Source organism: Leifsonia shinshuensis, assembly GCF_022606355.1.
In the GTDB taxonomy this organism is placed as follows: domain Bacteria; phylum Actinomycetota; class Actinomycetes; order Actinomycetales; family Microbacteriaceae; genus Leifsonia; species Leifsonia shinshuensis_B.
This window is the reverse complement of the sequence record NZ_JAHHZQ010000004.1, coordinates 267,466-283,369: the sequence shown is the minus strand read 5'-3', so window position 1 is coordinate 283,369 and position 15,904 is coordinate 267,466. Positions and strand designations below refer to the sequence as shown.

Below are 15,904 nucleotides of genomic sequence, written 5' to 3'. Positions count from 1 at the left end.
CAGTGCCCGCACCGCGCCCCGGCCTCACTGCCGCGAGATCGTCAGCAGCGCCCCCAGCTCGTCCTTGGTCAGGTCGCGCATGGCGCCGACCTTCAGCGTGCCCAGGTGCAGCGGCCCGAACTGCCGCCGGACGAGCTCGATCACCGGGTGCCCGACCTCCGCCATCATCCGGCGGACGATCCGGTTGCGCCCCGAGTGCAGGGTGAGTTCGACGAGACTGTCGCCGCCTCCCGACCGCGACTGCAGCAGCCGCGCCTTGTCGGCTGCGATCGGGCCGTCCTCCAGCTCGACGCCCTTGGTCAGTCGCGCGATGGTCTGCGGAGCGACCGTGCCGCGCACCCGTGCGATGTACGTCTTGGTCACGCCGAAGCTGGGATGGGCGAGCACGTGGGCGAGCTCCCCGTCGTTGGTGAGGATGAGCAGCCCGGACGTCTCGGCGTCCAGACGGCCGACGTTGAACAGACGCTCGGGGTAGTCGGCGGTGAACCGGGACAGGTCGGGACGGCCCTGCTCGTCGCGCATCGAGCTCACCACGCCCACCGGCTTGTTGAGCATCACGTAGCGGCGGGAGGTGTCGAGTTGCACGGCCGTGCCGTCGACGGCGACGCGGTCGGTCGCCGGGTCGACGCGCCGGCCGAGCTCCGTCACCACCTGTCCGTTCACGGTGACCCGGCCGGCCACGATCATGTCCTCCGACACCCGCCGGGAGGCCACTCCGGCCGCCGCCATCACCTTCTGGAGGCGCTCGCCCTGCGCCGCGTCTCCGGCTCCCGCGTTACCGGACATCGTCGAACCCGTCTGCGCCGTCTGCCAGCAGGGGGGAGATCTTCGGAAGCTCCTCGATCGAGTTGATGCCGAGCTGGGTGAGCAGCAGATCGGTCGTCCCGTAGTTGATCGCCCCGGTCTCGCTGTCGGTGAACAGCTCGGTGATCAGACCGCGGCCGAGCAGCGTGCGCACCACCGAGTCCACGTTGACGGCGCGGATGGAGGCGATGGCCCCTCGGCTGATCGGCTGCTTGTACGCGATCACCGCGAGTGTCTCGAGGGCCGCCTGCGACAGCCGGGTCGGGTTCTGCTGCAGCACGTAGCCGGAGACGACCGCGTCGAACTCCGACCGCACATAGACGCGCCAGCCGCCGCCGACCTCCCGCAGCTCGAAACCGCGGCGCAGGCCCGGCCTCCCCCCGGCGTCGGTCTCGCCGTCGTAGTCGGCGACCAGCGTGTCGATCGCCGCGCGCACGCGCTTCACGGGCGCGCCGACCGCCGTCGCCAGCGTGACGAGGCTCATCGGCTCGTCGGCCACCATCAGGATGGCCTCCAGCGCGCGCTCGATCTGCGCGTCCTCCAGAGTGATCTCCTGGCCGGCCGCCGCCTCCGTCTCCAGCTCGGTTCCGTCAACCGTCATAGTCCGCTCCCAGGTTCGACAGGTTCTCCTCCGACCAGTGCTCGGCCGTCCAGCGCAGCGTCAGCTCGCCCAGTGGCTCGAGCTGCTCGAACGCGATCGCCGCGTGCCGGTACAGCTCCAGCACGGCGAGGAACCGCGCGATCACGACGCCCTTCTGCTCGGCGCCGGCGACGAGCTGCCGGAACGACAGCTGGTCGCCGCTGCGCAGCATCCCGACCACCACCGCCGCCTGCTCGCGGATGCTCACGAGCGGCGCGTGCAGGTGGTCGAGCCCGACGACCGGGATCTCCCGCGGCGTCATCGCCAGCGTGGCGAGAGCGGCGAAATCGTCGGCGGTGAGCGTCCAGACCAGCTCGGGCGTGCGCTGGCGGTACTTGTCCTCCAGGCGCACCGAACGCGCGTGCCGCGACGACTCGGTGTCCAGCTGCGCCGAGAACCATGCCGAGGCCTCCTTGAAGGCCCGGTACTGCAGCAGGCGCGCGAACAGCAGGTCGCGCGCCTCCAGCAAGGCGACGTCCTCCGCATCGACGAGTTCGCCCTGCGGCAGCAGCCCGGCGATCTTGAGGTCGAGGAGGGTCGCGGCGACGAGCAGGAACTCGCTCGCCTCGTCGAGGCTCTGGTCGGCGTCGAGCCGGCGCAGGTAGGCGATGAACTCGTCGGTGACGCGACTGAGCGAGATCTCGGTGATGTCGAGCTCGTGCTTGCTGATCAGCGACAGCAGGAGGTCGAAGGGCCCCTCGAAGGTTCCCACCGCCACCCGGAACCCCGTGTGCTCCTCCGCCTCCGCGGTCTCCTGGCCGTCGAAGGGCACGTTGTCGTCGCTTTCGGCCTCCGGAAGCGACAACGACGTGCCCTTCGGGGTCACCGCACTCGTGGGGTCTTCAGGCGACGGCGCCACGGAAGATCAGTTCCCTCGCCAGCTGGCGGTAGGCCTCCGCCGCCTGGTGCTCCGGCGCGAACTGCGTGATCGGGGTGGCCGCGACCGACGCGTCCGGGAACTTCACCGTGCGTGAGATCACCGTCTCGAGCACACGGTCACCGAAGGCGTCGACGACGCGCTCCAGCACCTCGCGCGAGTGCAGTGTGCGGGAGTCGTACATCGTGGCGAGGATGCCGTCGAGCTCGATCGCAGGGTTCAGCCGTTCGCGCACCTTGTCGATGGTCTCGATGAGGAGGGCGACGCCGCGAAGCGCGAAGTACTCGCACTCGAGCGGGATGAGCACGCCGTGGCTGGCGGTCAGCGCGTTGACGGTGAGGATGCCGAGCGACGGCTGGCAGTCGATCAGGATGACGTCGTAGTCGCCGGACACCTTGCGCAGCACGCCGGCGAGGATCTGCTCGCGCGCCACCTCGTTGACCAGGTGCACCTCGGCGGCCGACAGGTCGATGTTGGCCGGGATGATGTCGAGACCGGCGACACCGGTCGACTGGATGGCCTCCTGTACGTCGGCGTGCCTGTTCAGCAGCAGGTCGTAGATGGTGGTCACGTCGTGGGTCTTCGCCCCGAGCCCGGCGGACAGGGCGCCCTGCGGGTCGAAGTCGACAGCCAGCACGCGACGGCCGTACTCCGCGAGCGCGGCGCCGAGATTGATGGAGGTCGTGGTCTTGCCGACCCCGCCCTTCTGATTGCAGAGCGCGACGATCTTGGCGGGCCCGTGCTGGGTCAGCTCGGCCGGTGCCGGGAACGTGCGCTGGGGCCGCCCGGTCGGTCCGAGCGGTGCGGCGAGGGCTGCGGTGTCCATGCCCGGAAGCTCCGTCCTGACCTCGTCGTTGCGCGTCACCTGGCTGTTCCTCGTCCTCTGTCGATCGGCGGCCGTTCCCGGCCTGTTCACTTCGTTCCATCCTATCCGCGTGCTCACGCCTGCGTCGGCGTGACGGCGGCGGGTCCCCAGGGCGTACGCTGTGCCCGTGCCGACGATGCCACCCGAACTCGCCACAGAGCGCCTGCGCCTGCGCCTGCGTGACGGCAGGGACGCCGAGTGGAACCTGGAGCTGATCGCCGAGGACCCGTCGCAGGAGTCCCGCCCGCTCGACGAGGAGCGGAAGCGCCTGGACGCCCAACGCCGTGCGGCGGACGAGCGCGGCTTCGGCGTCTACGCGATCGAGGTCGCCGACACCGGCGAACCGGTCGGCTACTGCGGCCTCGTCACCACGCGCGCGACACCGGCACAGCCCGAGCTCGCCTACGAGCTGCTGCGCCGTCACGTCGGCAGCGGCTACGCCACCGAGGCGGCGGCCGCGGTCGCCGAGGCCGCGTTCGACAGCGGCATCCCCGTGCTCTGGGCGATCGTGGAACGCTGGAACGCGCCATCGTTCCGGGTGCTGGAGAAGCTCGGCTTCAGACCGTCACGGGTCACCGGCGACGGCGGGAAGGTCCTGGTGTGGCTGTACCGGAAGGCTCCGCGAGGGCGTCACCGCGCCCGCGGGTGAGCCGTGACGTACACGTCCCGCAGCGCGTCCGCCGTCACCAGTGTGTAGATCTGGGTCGTCGCCACCGACGAGTGGCCGAGCAGTTCCTGCACCACGCGCACGTCCGCTCCCCCGGCCAGGAGGTGGGTCGCGAACGAGTGCCGGAGGGTGTGCGGCGAGATCTCGATGCCGAGATTCGACCGTTCCGCAGCCGCCCGGATGATCAGCCAGACGTTCTGGCGCGACAACCGGGCGCCGCGCATGCCGAGGAACAGCGCGGGCGTCGCCCGGCCGCGCGTCGAGAGCACGGGGCGCGCCCGGACGAGATAGGCGGCGACGGCCTCCTGCGCGAAGCTGCCGAGCGGCACGATGCGCTGCTTCGCGCCCTTGCCGGTGAGCCGGACGACGTCGGTGTCGATGACGTCGTCCACGTTCAGTCCGACGGCCTCGCTGACGCGCGCCCCCGTCGCGTACATGAGCTCCAGCAGCGCCTTGTCGCGGAGGTCGTCGAGCTCGTCGCCGTCGGTCGCCGCCAGCAGGGCCGCGACCTGGTCGACACTGATGGCCTTCGGCAGCGTGCTCGGCAGCTTGGGAGGGCGAACGTCGCGCGCGGCGTCGACCTCCACGCGACCCTCCTCGAGCAGGAACCGATGGAATCCGCGGACGGTCGACAGCATACGGGCGAGGGAGGTCGCCGTCAGCGGCGACTCCTCGCGCGACCCGAGGTGCGCCAGGTAGCCGGACACCGTCGCGCCGGACACCGCGCTCACATCGTCGACGCCCTCTTCCGCGAGCCACGACGTGTACACCGCGAGGTCGCGACGATACGCGGCGACCGTGTTCGCCGAGAGGCCCCGCTCGATGGCGACGTGCCTCAGGTAGGCGTCAACGTCCGCGGGGAGGGTCATCCCTCGGTGCCGGACGCGGTGGGTTCGCTCGTCCCGCTCAGCTTCGGGTGGCTCGGCCAGGGCGCATCGGCGGCACCGAGGCTCGCCCAGCCCCGCTCGCGCGCGGCCAGGGCGCCCAGCACCGCGATGCTCAGCGGCGCGTTGTGCGCGCGGCGCTCGAGCACGGCGTCCACCGCCTCCTCCAGGGGGACCCAGGCGAGCTCGATGTCGGCCTCCTCGGCCTCCCGGGCGAACGCCTCCGCCGTCGGCCGCACGTCCCTGGCGAGGTAGATGCGGATGGCCTCGTCGCTGCCGCCCGGGCTGGTGAAGACGTCGGCGAGCACGTTCCACCGACCGGCCTGCAGGTCGGTCTCCTCCGCCAGCTCGCGCTGGGCGGCGATGAGCGGGTCCTCTCCGTGGATGTCGAGCAGGCCGGCCGGGATCTCCCAGTCGCGGTAGCGGACCGGGTGCCGGTACTGCCGGATGAGCAGCACGCGGCCGTCGTCGTCCAGGGCGAGCACCGCGACGGCGCCCGTGTGGTCCACGTACTCCCGCGTGATCTGCTCGCCGTTGTAGCCGAACGTGTCGCGGCGGACGTCCCAGATCCTGCCGGCGAAGGCGATCTCTGACGAGGCGATCTCCGGGCGGAACGGCTCGTCGCCGATCACGCCGACGTCGGTGGCCATCAGGCCTCCGTCACCAGTTCTTCGGCTTCCTCCGCCGACACCTCGAACAGGAGGCTGGCCTTCTGGCGCTCGAGCGCGGCTCCCACGAGTCCCGCGAACAGCGGGTGCGCGTGGTTGGGCCGCGACCGCAGCTCGGGGTGCGCCTGGGTTCCGACGTAGAACGGGTGCACGTCGCGCGGCAGCTCCACGTACTCGACCAGGTGCCCGTCCGGCGAGGTTCCGGAGAACCACAGGCCGGCGTCGGCGATCTGCTCGCGGTAGTTGTTGTTCACCTCGTAGCGGTGGCGGTGGCGCTCGCTGGCCTCAGGGGCGCCGTACAGCTCGGCGACGAGGGAGCCCTCGGCGAGAGCGGCCGGGTACAGGCCGAGGCGCATGGTGCCGCCCAGGTCGCCGCCCGCGATGATCTCGACCTGCTCGGCCATCGTCGCGATCACCGGGAACTCGGTCTCCGGGTCGAACTCCGACGACGACGCACCGGCCAGGCCGGCCTCGTGACGCGCGTACTCGATGACCATGCACTGCAGGCCCAGGCACAGTCCCAGGGCGGGGATGCCGTTCTCGCGTGCGAACCGCAGCGCGCCGACCTTGCCCTCGATGCCGCGCACGCCGAATCCACCGGGAACGCAGATCGCGTCCACGTCGCTCAGCTGGAGTGCGGCACCCTCCGGCGTCTGGCACTCGTCGGACGGGATCCACTTGAGCGCGACCTTCGTGCGGTGGGCGAACCCGCCGGCCCGCAGCGCCTCGGTGACCGAGAGGTAGGCGTCGGGAAGGTCGATGTACTTGCCGACCAGGCCGATCGTGACCTCGTGCTTGGGGTCGTGGACGGCCTCCAGGAGTCGCGCCCAGCCGCGCCAATCGACGTCGGCCGCCTTGTCGAGGCCGAGCTGGTCGATGATGTACGCGTCCAGGCCCTGCTCGTGGAGCATCGTCGGGATGTCGTAGATGCTCGGCACGTCGATCGCGTTGACCACGGCCTGCTCGTCCACGTCGCACATGAGGGCGATCTTGCGCTTGTTCGACTCGGAGACCGGGCGGTCGCTGCGGAGCACGAGGGCGTCAGGCTGGATGCCGATGGAGCGCAGCGCGGCGACGGAGTGCTGCGTCGGCTTGGTCTTCTGCTCACCGGAGGCGTTCATGAACGGCACGAGCGAGACGTGCACGAAGAAGCAGTTCTTGCGGCCGAGCTCATGGCGCACCTGACGGGCCGACTCGATGAACGGCTGCGACTCGATGTCGCCGACCGTTCCGCCGATCTCGGTGATGATCACGTCGGGGGCGGGCTCGCCGTCCGGCCCGGGCTGCGCCTGCAGGCGCATGCGGCGCTTGATCTCGTCGGTGATGTGCGGGATGACCTGGACGGTGTCGCCCAGGTACTCGCCGCGACGCTCCTTGGCGATGACGTTCGAGTAGATCTGGCCGGTGGTGACGTTCGCGGACTGGCCGAGGTTGATGTCGAGGAAGCGCTCGTAGTGCCCGATGTCGAGATCGGTCTCCGCACCGTCATCGGTCACGAACACCTCGCCGTGCTGGAACGGGTTCATCGTTCCGGGGTCGACATTGAGGTAGGGGTCGAGCTTCTGCATGACGACGCGGAGGCCGCGGGCCGTCAGAAGATTGCCCAGGGAAGCCGCCGTGAGGCCCTTCCCCAACGAAGAAACGACACCACCTGTCACGAAGATGTGCTTGGTAGTGCCGTTGGTTTTGCTGCTGATCTGGCCCGCTTCTGAATAATCCACCACGGGCTTATAGCTTATCACCTGCTGACGGGCCGTCTGCGCGCACCGCCGCTCCGCGAGCCGCGTCGAAGCGGGCAGAATCCGCCGTCCGGGCGGATCCGGGGCGAATTCGCGCCGCCTCGGGCCGGCCGCAGGGATCAGCGCGCGGCGGCCGCCATCTCGACGAGCTCGCGCGCGTGGGCGAGCCCGCTCTCGGAGTCGGGCAGGCCGGACAGCAGCCGGGCCATCTCGGCGATGCGCTCGTCGCCGTCGAGGCGACGCACGCTGGACTCGGTGACAGCTCCGTCGCTGCCCTTGACCACGGTGAGATGGTTCGTGGCGAACGCCGCCACCTGGGCGAGGTGCGTCACGACGATCACCTGGGAGTTCTCGGCCAGGCGCGCGAGCCGGCGGCCGATCTCGATGGCGGAGGCGCCGCCGACGCCGGAGTCGATCTCGTCGAAGATGAAGGTGGGCACAGGATCGCTGCCGGCGATGACCACCTCGATGGCCAGCATCACGCGGGAGAGCTCGCCCCCGGAGGCGCCCTTGCCGAGCGGCCGCGGCTCCGCGCCGGGGTGCGGTCGCAGCAGGATGGCGACCTGGTCGCGCCCGCTGGCCGTGTACTCCTCGCGCTCGGTGACCTCCACGACGATCCGCGCGTCGGGCATGGCCAGCGCTGCGAGCTCGTCGGAGACGGCGTCGGCAAGGCGCTGCGCGGCCTCGCGACGACGCGCGCCGAGGTCGGCGGCGAGCTCGGCGACGAGCGCGGCGTCGGCCTCGACCTCTCGGGCCAGCTCGTCGATGCGGTCGGCATCGCCGTCGAGCTCCAGGAGGCGCAGGCTGCCGGTCTCCAGCGTCGCGATGACGTCGTCGAGACCGGGGCCGTATTTGCGCACGAGCCCGGCCAGCTCCGCGCGGCGCTCCTGGACGACCTCCAGCTCGCGGGCGCCGTCGGTGTCGAGGGCGGCGAGATAGGTGGAGAGCTGCGCGGCGATGTCGGAGACGAGGTAGTTGGCGTTGGCGACGGCCTCGGCCAGAGGGCGCAGCTCGGCGTCGTGCGGTGCGACGCGCTCCAGCTGCCTGCGGGCGTTGTCGAGCAGGCCGAGGGCGTCGGCGCCCTCCGACTCCTCGGCCGAGAGCAGTTCGCGGGCTCCCGCGGCGGCAAGCCGGAGATCCTCGAGGTTGGTCAGGCGTTCGGCGCGCTCGGTGAGCTCATCGTCCTCCCCCGGCTGCGGAGCGACGGTCTCGATCTCGGACATCGCGGCGCGGAGATCGTCGGCCTCGCGTGCTCGGCGCTCCTGGTCGGCGACCAGTTCGTCGAGCTCCGCACGGTTGTCGCGCCACCGGTGGAAGACCTGGGCGTAGGTGTCGACCCGCTCGGCGAACCCCGGACCGGCGAACCGGTCGAGGGCCTCGCGCTGGGCGACCGCCGAACGCAACCGGATCTGGTCGGACTGACCGTGCACGACCACGAGCTGGCCGCCGAGCTCGGTCAGCACGCTCACGGGCGCACCCCGGCCGCCGACGACCGCCCGCGAACGTCCCTCGGCCGAGACCGAGCGGCTGAGCACGAGCTCGGCCTCCCCGCCGCCGAGCTCGTCGACGTCTCCTCCGGCGTCGCGCACCCGCTCCACCACGTCGCCGGCGTCGGCGACGCGCCAGCGGCCCTCCACCCAGGCCTGCGGGCTGCCGACGCGCACGGCGCCGGTGTCGGCGCGTTCGCCCAGCAGCAGGCCGAGGGCCGAGACCACCATCGTCTTGCCCGCCCCGGTCTCACCCGTGATCGCTGTGAACCCTGCTCCCAGCGGGAGGGACGCGTCGGCGATGACTCCCAGGTCGCGGATCGAGATCTCTTCGATGCCTCCACGCACGTCACTCACGGCCGGCCGGCCCCCGCCACCCGGTCACGGGAAGATCGAACTTGTGCACGAGCCGATCGGTGAACGGCCCCTGGTGCAGGCGCGCGAGTCGCACGGGGATCGGCGAACGACGCACCACGACCCTGGCGCCGCGCGGCAGGTCGAACGCACGGCGACCGTCGCACCACAGGATGCCCTCCCCGCCCGCCCGGTCGAGCAGCTCGACGGCGAGCGACGAGTCGGCGTCGACCACGAGCGGCCGCGAGAACAGCGCGTGCGCACTGAGCGGGACCAGCAGGAGCGCGGCGACGCCCGGCCAGACGACCGGGCCGCCTGCGGAGAACGAGTAGGCGGTGGAACCGGTCGGCGTGGACATCACGACGCCGTCGCACCCGAAGCTCGACATCGGCCGGCCGTCGACCTCGATGACGACCTCGAGCATCCGCTCGCGGCTGGCCTTCTCGACCGTCGCCTCGTTGAGCGCCCAGCTCTCGTAGACGACCTCTTTGCCGACCTTGACGCGCGCGGAGAGCGTCATGCGCTCCTCGACCTCGTAGTCTTTGGCGAGCCCGCGCGCGACGGCGATCTCGAGATCGTCGCGCTCGCTCTCGGCGAGGAAGCCGACGTGACCGAGGTTGACGCCCAGCAGCGGCGCCGTGCAGCCGCGCACCAGCTCGGCCGCCCTCAGGATCGTGCCGTCGCCTCCGAGCACGATCACCAGCTCGAGATCGCTGGAGCTCACCTCGTCTCCCAAGACCGCGACGGAGTCGAGGTCGGGAGCCGCGAGCAGCAGATCGCGCCGCTCGTCCTCGCTGAGCACCGGGACGACACCGGCGGAGACGAGCTGGCGGCAGACCTGCACGCCCGCTTCGAGGGAGTCTCGACGACCGGTGTGCGCCACGACGAGGATGTATCGCTGCGCCTCACCCGATGCCGTCACGTCGCCTCCTCACGAGCTCATCGATTCCTTCTGGCTACGTCCCTCCATTCTGTCGGTTTTCGAGGGGCGAATGTGCGAGAGGCGCCGGAATTGTGGAGAACGTTCACTCGGGAGCGGCTGTGGAGGCGTCCGGCTCGGTGCGTCCCGCCCGCAGTCGGCCGCTGCCACGAAGCTCCCGCAGACGTGCGCGGATCGCGAGCAGTTGCACGCTCACGACCCCCGCCTCCGCGATCAGCTGGCCCGCCAGCGCACCTGTGCCCCCGAACAGCAGTGCTCCCACGAAGATCGCCGGCAGGCCGACCCCGGCGCCGACCGCGGCCGAGCGGGCGACCGCCGACATCCGCCCCAGGGCGACCAGCAGCACCGGCCCGGTCGCCATGCTCGCGCAGACGATCGCGAGGTTCGCGCCGCCCAACACGGCCGCAAGCGGAGGAATCTGCACCGTCCCGGAGAACACCAGCCGGGCGGCGAGCGGCGCCGAGGTGGCGAAGCCGATCCCGCAGATCACGCCGACTCCGGCGCTGATGATCGTGGCGCGTACGGCGCGGGCGATCCGCTGCGCCGGTTGGACCTCCCGGCCGACCCAGCCCTTGAGCACGTACTGCTGCGTCGAGATGACCTGTTGGACCATCCGCTTGAGCCGGTCGACGGACGCGTAGAGCAGAGTGGCGTTCACCGAACCGAGCGTCGCGACCGTCGTGCCCAGCGACAGGTACATCGACGAGAAGACATTCGTACTCAGCGCATGCCCCTGCAGCCGGATGACGCGAACGATGCGCCGTGGACCGAGCGCGACGAGGTCGGAGCCCCGCACGCCGAGCACAGCCGCCGCCGCTGCCGGCGAGATCAGTGCTCCGAGAAGCAGCGCGATCGGGTAGAGATAGAGCGAGAGCCCCGCGGAGATGGCGGCGGCGGCCGCCGCGATCAGAGTGGTCCTCGGAAGAACCTCGGTGAAGAGGAAGAGCCGCGGACGCATCATCCCGATGAAGATCCATCCGCCGCCCATCACGGCGAGGCCCGTCGCCACGGCGATCAGGGCGGCCACCGCCGCATAGTCCGGGGCTAGCCACGCGGCGAGCGGTGCTGCGATGCAGAGCGCGGGCACCGCGACGGCCGCCTTTGTCACCAGCGACAGCGCGAAGACACGCGCCCGGTTCCTGCTGCACATCCGCGCCACGCGCTGGGTGCCGCTCAATCCCCAGCCCAGCTCGATCACGACGCCTGCCGTGCCGCCGAGCGACTGGCCGAGCGCGATCGCGGTCCAGGCCCCCGCCCCGTGCGTGGAGGTGACCGCGGGCAGAGCGAGGAGCGGGGAGACCGCGTTGAGGACGGGCACTGCAAGGTAGCCGATCAGGACCGAGAACAGCACTCGACCACGATCGAGTCGAGACCACCACGTCGAGGGAGGATTCGAGCTCACAGGAGGCTGCCTCGTTTCGGCGTCGAGCGGCTCGGAGGCGCATCGAACGCCGCCGGAGTTTCACATTTCAAGGGGTTCGGACGAGACTACCCGCGACGAGCTCGGAGACGAGCGGTGGGAAGCGGCGCGAACGGGCGCGCACGGCCACGGTTCGCCTCGGATTTCACGCGCGGGACGGACTCGGCACTCACGCCGCGAGGGCCCGGACCCGTTCCAACCATTCCGTCGGGTTGACTCCGCGCTCCGTCAGGTGCACCAGGAACTCACGGTTGCCGTGCGACCCCACGATCGGCGAGGCGATGACCCCGGCCGTGCCGAGCCCCAGGTCCCAGGCGCTCCAGAGCACGCCGCCGATCGCGTCGGCACGCAGTCCCGCGTCGTGCACGATCCCCTCGCGCACGCCGGTGCGGCCGACCTCGAACTGCGGTTTGACGAGCAGCACGAAGTCCGCGGCCCCTGCCGCGACCTCCCGCAGTGCGGGCAGCACCTGGGTGAGCGAGATGAACGAGAGATCCGCCACCACCAGGTCTGGCCGATCGTCGCCGCCCACGAGCTGCACGAACGAGTCGTGCGTCAGCTCGCGCACATTGATCCCCTCGTACGAGACCAGACGCGCCTCACCCTCCAGTTCGCGCGCGAGCTGCCCGTGACCCACGTCGACCGCGATCACGCGCCCGGCGCCCCGCTCGAGCAGCACCTGACTGAACCCGCCCGTGGAGGCTCCGGCGTCGAGGGCGAGGCGACCGGCGACCTCCACCCCGAAGGAGTCGAGACCGGCGATGAGCTTGTGCGCGCCCCTGCTGACGTAGTGATCGGCCCCGGCGACGACGATCTGCTGGTCGTCGCCGACCTTCGCGGACGCGCGGCCGGCCGGCCGGCCGTCCACCGTGACGAGACCGCCGGCGATCAGGGTCGCCGCGTGCGTCCGCGACCGGGCCAGCCCGCGCGCGGCGAGGGCGACGTCGAGCCGCTCAGCCATGGCGGGGAGCGTCTGCCCCCTCGAGCCGCGCCGACAGCTCCGCGTGCAGCTGCGTGTACGCCGTGGCACGCTCGCTCAACGGCTGCTCCTCGATCACGTCGAGCAGCCCCAGGAGCCCCTCGCCCGACTCTTCGGCCGACGAGGGATCGCCGAGGTCACCCGCGTTCGATTCGGACTGCATGCCCGACACCTTACCCGGCCTCGCCCGTCACTCGACGAAGACGCCGCTGAGGGTCTTCTTGCCGCGTCGCAGCACGACCATGCCGCCCGGGAGCAGGTGCTCCCCCACCTCGAGCTCGGCCTCGTCGACCTTGGCGTTGTTGACGTAGACACCGCCTTGCGCCACCGCGCGACGAGCCTCGCCGAGGCTCTTGGTGAGCCCGGTGTCGACGAGCGCCTGCGCGATCGTGGTGGACGCCGCCGTCGTCGTGTTGGGCAGCTCGCGCAGGGCCGCCTCGAGCGTCCCGGTGTCCTGCCCGGCCAGGTCGCCCTGCCCGAAGAGCGCCTCGGACGCGGCGATGACCGCCTCCGTCGCCTCCACGCCGTGGATGAGCGCGGTCACCTCGTAGGCGAGGCGGCGCTGCGCCTCCCGGCGGAACGGCTCCTCGGCGACGGCGCGCTCGAGTCGCTCGATCTCGTCGCGGTGCAGGAAGGTGAAGACCTTGAGCCGGTCGATCACGTCGGCGTCGTCGGCGTTGAGCCAGAACTGGTAGATGCGGTACGGGCTGGTGAGGTTCGCGTCGAGCCAGATCGCGTTGCCCTCGCTCTTGCCGAACTTGGTGCCGTCGCTGTTCAGGATGAGCGGGGTGCCGATGGCGTGCGCGTGCTCGCCCTCCACCTTGCGGATGAGGTCGGTGCCGCTCGTGAGGTTGCCCCACTGGTCGCTGCCGCCGGTCTGCAGCACGCAGCCGTACTGGCGGTAGAGCTCGAGGAAGTCCATCCCCTGGAGGATCTGGTAGCTGAACTCGGTGTACGAGATGCCCTCGTCGGAATTGAGCCGAGCCGCCACGGCGTCCTTCTTGAGCATCGTGCCCACGCGGAAGTGCTTGCCGATCTCGCGCAGGAAGTCGATGGTCGACAGCGGAGCCGTCCAGTCGAGGTTGTTGACCAGGCGCACGGCGTTGTCACCCTCGGAGGACAGGAAGCGGGTGACCTGCTGCTGCAGGTAGCCGACCCACTCCGAGACGGTCTCCTTGGTGTTGAGCGTGCGCTCGGCGGTCGGTCGCGGGTCGCCGATGAGGCCGGTGGACCCGCCGACGAGGCCGAGCGGGCGGTGGCCGGCGAGCTGGAGGCGACGCATCAGCAGGAGCTGCACCAGGTTGCCGAGGTGGAGGCTGGGCGCCGTCGGGTCGAATCCGCAGTAGTAGGTGATCGGCTCGCCGGCGAGGAGCTCTTTGAGGGCGGATTCGTCGGTCGAGACGTGGACGAGCCCGCGCCACCTGAGCTCGTCCCAGACATCGGCGAACGTCGGGTCGTTGGTCTGCGCGCTGAGCCTCTGCTCTGCGCTGCTCCGTTCTGCGGCTGCGGCGGTTTCTGGCACGTCCCCAGGCTAGCAGCGGCGGCCACCCGGCTCGGTTCGGCGATCAGGTCTGAGTTCCTGATGATCGTTGAATCAGGCTGATAACCCTGATATGCTCACGATCAGGCCACCACCCCTGATCGGAGGGACCATGTTCGTCATCACGGCCGACCAGGTCGACAGCCGGGGCCGGCCCGACATCGTCACGCCGGTGCTCGAGGCGCTCGAGACGCGCTTCGGCGATCGGCTCCTGCTCCCCGCAGACCGCAACGCGGGCGACGAACTGCAGGCGCTCACCGCCGATGCCGCCGCCGCCCTCGACATCGTGACGACGCTCGCCCGGGGCGACGCGTGGAGCGTCGGTCTCGGCATCGGGGACGTGCGCACGCCCCTGCCGCCCCACACCAGGGAGGCGGGAGGCGACGCGTTCGTCGCCGCCCGGGCCGCGGTCACGCGCGCAAAGCGTGCACCGACGCGCTTCGCCGCCGACGCGGTCGTCGCCCCGCAGCCGGCGGCCGACGTGGAGGCGCTCGTCGGCCTCCTGCTCAGCCTGCGCGCGGGTCGCAGCGCAGCGGGATGGGAGCTGTACGACCTCGTCTCGACCGGGATGACCCAGGCCGAGGCGGGCGCCCGGCTCGGCATCACGCCCCAATCGGCCAGCGACCGCGCCCGCGCGGCCGGACTGCGCGCCGACCTCGCGGCGCAGCCGGCCCTGGTTAGGCTGATGGAGAGCGCCGACGCCGCCCAGGCAACGAGTACCGGATGAGCACGTCCGCCCTCCGCTCCTCCGACAGAATGCCCGCCGACCGAACGTGAGCCGAATGACCGCCCTGCCTCTGCCCCAGTTCCTCCTGGCCGCGCTGCCGATCTCCGTGTGGGCGCTGGCGCTCGTGGTCGCCATCGCGTCCGTGTGCTGCATGGTCGCCACCCTGCGCACTCCGCGGCGCCCACTCGTCTACACGGCGGCGGGGCTGCTCGGCCTGGCGTTCCTCCTGGTCGCGATCCCCCAGCAGGAGGCGCCCCTGACCTTCCGGGTGCTGATCGGCATCGTCGCCCTCGTCCTGAGCGTGATCGGCGGCGGCCCTGCGGCCCAGCTCGCGCTCGCCCTCGCCACGCGGAGCACCGCGGTGCCCGGCGTCCACGGCGGCATCGTCGTCCACGACCGCGTGAGCGGTCTGGAGGAGACCAGGGAGGTGCTGCGGGGCGGCACGACCATCGGGTTCCTGGAGCGGTTCGCGACGACCGGGGCGATCATGGCGGGCTTCCCCGAGGCGCTCGGCGTGCTCATCGCGATCAAGGGCGTCGGCCGCTTCACCGAGCTGGAGGCGCCGGAGGCCCGCGAGCGGTTCATCATCGGCACCCTGGTCAGCCTCATCTGGGCCTGCGTCTGCGCCGGCCTCTTCCGCTTCGCCGCCGCCTGACCGCGTCGACCTGCCGCCGAGGCGGCGCTCAGTCGTGCGATCTGGGGTGGCGCTTGTACGGGGAGACCGTCGGATCGCCGGGGATCCAGAACCGCCACGGGAACGTCACACTGCCACCGGCACCCGAGACGCCCGTGCGCGGGCCCGTCTCGTAGTCGGGCGGCGCCGACGGCAGCAGGAGGTCGAACGGCGGCGCGAAGAGGTCCGACCCGTTCTCCGACAGCAGGATGCCCGTCGCCACCACCAGCCGGGCAGGACCCCTGGCGAGATCGCGCGAGGGGATCGCGCGCCCGGACGGCCCGGACCGCCGCCGCTCCGCCAGCTCCACACCCTCCACGACCTCCCCGGCCCGGAGCAGCAGAGCCGACGACACCCCCTCCGGAGAGCAGACCACGTTCGCGCAGACGTGCATGCCGTAGGTGAAGTACGTGTAGAGGCGTCCCGGCCCGCCATACATCACGGCGTTGCGCTTCGTGCGGCCGCGGAAGGAGTGGGAACCGGGGTCGACGCCGTCGCCGACGTACGCCTCCACCTCGGTGATGCGCACCGAGACGGCGCCCTCCTCCGTCTCGTGCCGCAGCACCGCTCCGAGCAGTCTCGGCGCGACCTCGAGCGCCGACGGGAGGAAGACGTCGCGCCCGGGACGGAAGAGGGTCAC

General features: G+C 71.1%; 17 protein-coding genes. 3 read left to right on the top strand and 14 right to left on the bottom strand.

Annotated features, from left to right (window positions below; genetic code table 11):
- Positions 1 to 24: 24 nt before the first annotated feature.
- Genes KNO15_RS16685 through KNO15_RS16670 form a run of 4 tightly spaced genes read right to left on the bottom strand, consistent with a single transcriptional unit; the run spans position 25 to position 3,186 of the window.
- Positions 25 to 786, bottom strand: a complete 762-nt coding sequence (locus KNO15_RS16685) for a pseudouridine synthase (RefSeq protein WP_241704927.1) — start codon at positions 784 to 786, stop codon at positions 25 to 27.
- A complete protein-coding gene (gene scpB, locus KNO15_RS16680) occupies positions 776 to 1,405 on the bottom strand; it encodes an SMC-Scp complex subunit ScpB (protein WP_241704926.1) in 630 nt (209 codons plus the stop codon). The genes KNO15_RS16685 and scpB overlap by 11 nt, the downstream gene beginning before the upstream one ends.
- Positions 1,395 to 2,249 carry a segregation and condensation protein A gene (locus tag KNO15_RS16675; RefSeq protein ID WP_242599802.1) on the bottom strand — a complete coding sequence of 285 codons (855 nt, stop codon included), beginning with the start codon at positions 2,247 to 2,249 and terminating at the stop codon, positions 1,395 to 1,397. Before KNO15_RS16675 ends, scpB begins: the two co-directional genes overlap by 11 nt.
- 37 nt (positions 2,250 to 2,286) lie before the next feature.
- Positions 2,287 to 3,186 (bottom strand): ParA family protein, encoded by a 900-nt coding sequence (locus tag KNO15_RS16670; protein WP_241704925.1) that lies wholly within the window; start codon positions 3,184 to 3,186, stop codon positions 2,287 to 2,289.
- Between the two features lie 136 nt (positions 3,187 to 3,322).
- Between KNO15_RS16670 and KNO15_RS16665 the strand changes: the two genes are divergently transcribed.
- Positions 3,323 to 3,835 (top strand): GNAT family N-acetyltransferase, encoded by a 513-nt coding sequence (locus KNO15_RS16665; RefSeq protein WP_241705310.1) that lies wholly within the window; start codon positions 3,323 to 3,325, stop codon positions 3,833 to 3,835.
- Here KNO15_RS16665 and xerD read toward each other — a convergent pair.
- From xerD to tyrS, 9 genes are all read right to left on the bottom strand, one after another.
- On the bottom strand, positions 3,817 to 4,722 hold the full coding sequence (xerD, locus tag KNO15_RS16660; RefSeq protein ID WP_241704924.1) for a site-specific tyrosine recombinase XerD: 906 nt from the start codon (positions 4,720 to 4,722) through the stop codon (positions 3,817 to 3,819). The two genes, KNO15_RS16665 and xerD, sit on opposite strands and share 19 nt — an antisense overlap.
- A complete protein-coding gene (locus KNO15_RS16655) occupies positions 4,719 to 5,387 on the bottom strand; it encodes an NUDIX domain-containing protein (protein WP_241704923.1) in 669 nt (222 codons plus the stop codon). The genes xerD and KNO15_RS16655 overlap by 4 nt, the downstream gene beginning before the upstream one ends.
- Positions 5,387 to 7,129 carry a CTP synthase gene (locus KNO15_RS16650; RefSeq protein ID WP_374113181.1) on the bottom strand — a complete coding sequence of 581 codons (1,743 nt, stop codon included), beginning with the start codon at positions 7,127 to 7,129 and terminating at the stop codon, positions 5,387 to 5,389. The genes KNO15_RS16655 and KNO15_RS16650 overlap by 1 nt, the downstream gene beginning before the upstream one ends.
- 134 nt (positions 7,130 to 7,263) lie before the next feature.
- The gene (recN, locus tag KNO15_RS16645; RefSeq protein ID WP_241704921.1) at positions 7,264 to 8,988 is read right to left on the bottom strand and encodes a DNA repair protein RecN; all 1,725 of its coding nucleotides are present in this window, start codon (positions 8,986 to 8,988) and stop codon (positions 7,264 to 7,266) included.
- Positions 8,981 to 9,907, bottom strand: a complete 927-nt coding sequence (locus KNO15_RS16640; RefSeq protein ID WP_241704920.1) for an NAD kinase — start codon at positions 9,905 to 9,907, stop codon at positions 8,981 to 8,983. Before KNO15_RS16640 ends, recN begins: the two co-directional genes overlap by 8 nt.
- A gap of 103 nt (positions 9,908 to 10,010) precedes the next feature.
- Entirely contained in the window at positions 10,011 to 11,276 is a 1,266-nt protein-coding gene (locus KNO15_RS16635) for a hypothetical protein (RefSeq protein ID WP_241704919.1), read from the bottom strand.
- 238 nt (positions 11,277 to 11,514) lie between these two features.
- Positions 11,515 to 12,306: a TlyA family RNA methyltransferase gene (locus KNO15_RS16630; RefSeq protein ID WP_241704918.1), complete on the bottom strand. Its 792-nt coding sequence runs from the start codon at positions 12,304 to 12,306 to the stop codon at positions 11,515 to 11,517.
- The gene (locus KNO15_RS16625; protein WP_241704917.1) at positions 12,299 to 12,487 is read right to left on the bottom strand and encodes a hypothetical protein; all 189 of its coding nucleotides are present in this window, start codon (positions 12,485 to 12,487) and stop codon (positions 12,299 to 12,301) included. The genes KNO15_RS16630 and KNO15_RS16625 overlap by 8 nt, the downstream gene beginning before the upstream one ends.
- Before the next feature lie 27 nt (positions 12,488 to 12,514).
- Positions 12,515 to 13,846 (bottom strand): tyrosine--tRNA ligase, encoded by a 1,332-nt coding sequence (gene tyrS, locus KNO15_RS16620; protein WP_241704916.1) that lies wholly within the window; start codon positions 13,844 to 13,846, stop codon positions 12,515 to 12,517.
- Positions 13,847 to 13,976: 130 nt separating this feature from the next.
- On the opposite strand from tyrS, the gene KNO15_RS16615 reads away from it, so the two are divergent.
- Positions 13,977 to 14,591: a DNA-binding protein gene (locus KNO15_RS16615; RefSeq protein WP_241704915.1), complete on the top strand. Its 615-nt coding sequence runs from the start codon at positions 13,977 to 13,979 to the stop codon at positions 14,589 to 14,591.
- 55 nt (positions 14,592 to 14,646) lie between these two features.
- The gene (locus KNO15_RS16610; RefSeq protein WP_241704914.1) at positions 14,647 to 15,246 is read left to right on the top strand and encodes a hypothetical protein; all 600 of its coding nucleotides are present in this window, start codon (positions 14,647 to 14,649) and stop codon (positions 15,244 to 15,246) included.
- 28 nt (positions 15,247 to 15,274) lie between these two features.
- Here KNO15_RS16610 and KNO15_RS16605 read toward each other — a convergent pair whose 3' ends face one another.
- Entirely contained in the window at positions 15,275 to 15,904 is a 630-nt protein-coding gene (locus tag KNO15_RS16605) for a DNA-3-methyladenine glycosylase (RefSeq protein WP_241704913.1), read from the bottom strand.